Annotated in this window: 1 protein-coding gene; it reads right to left on the bottom strand. The window is 63.2% G+C overall.

Features of this window, described 5'->3' with window-relative positions; all coding sequences use genetic code 11:
- Positions 1-68: 68 nt before the first annotated feature.
- On the bottom strand, positions 69-677 hold a 609-nt coding region (locus B3361_RS22295), incomplete at its 5' end, for an NAD(P)/FAD-dependent oxidoreductase (protein ID WP_286920366.1).

Genomic DNA, 677 nt, shown 5'->3' with positions numbered 1-677 from the left:
AGGCGCTGAAGATGCTGCGGCGAGCCGGTTTCCAGTTGGGGGCGCGTGGCCCCCGTGCGCTTGGCAAATCAGAACGAGGCGTTGGCCAACCCGTCCAGGTAGCGCTCGACGTCCAGCGCTGCCATGCAACCAGCACCGGCCGAGGTAATCGCCTGCCGGTACACGTGGTCGGCCACGTCACCTGCCGCGAATACGCCTTCGACATTGGTGGCGGTAGCATTGCCTTCACCGCCGCCGTTGACCACCAGGTAGCCGTCCTTGAGAGTCAGCTGGCCTTCGAACAGCGACGTGTTCGGGGTATGGCCAATGGCGATGAACACGCCATCGACCTTGATTTCATCGCTGCTGCCGTCGTTGTTCTTCAGGCGCGCACCGGTCACGCCCATGTTGTCACCCAGTACTTCGTCCAGGGTGGCGTTGAGCTTGAGCTCGATCTTGCCTTCGGCCACGCGGGCGTTGAGCTTGTCGACCAGGATCTTCTCGGCGCGGAAGGTTTCGCGGCGGTGCACCAGGGTCACCTTGCTGGCGATATTGGCCAGGTACAAGGCCTCTTCCACGGCAGTGTTGCCACCGCCCACCACAGCGACCGGCTTGTTGCGGTAGAAGAACCCGTCGCAGGTAGCGCAGGCCGAAACGCCCTTGCCCATGAAGGTTTCTTCCGACGGCAGGCCCAGGTA

The sequence above is a fragment of the Pseudomonas sp. UBA6699 genome, from assembly GCF_002454615.1.
GTDB classification, from domain to species: Bacteria; Pseudomonadota; Gammaproteobacteria; order Pseudomonadales; family Pseudomonadaceae; genus Aquipseudomonas; species Aquipseudomonas juntendi.
Note: the sequence above shows the minus strand (reverse complement) of the source record. Positions and strands in the feature narration are given on the sequence as shown.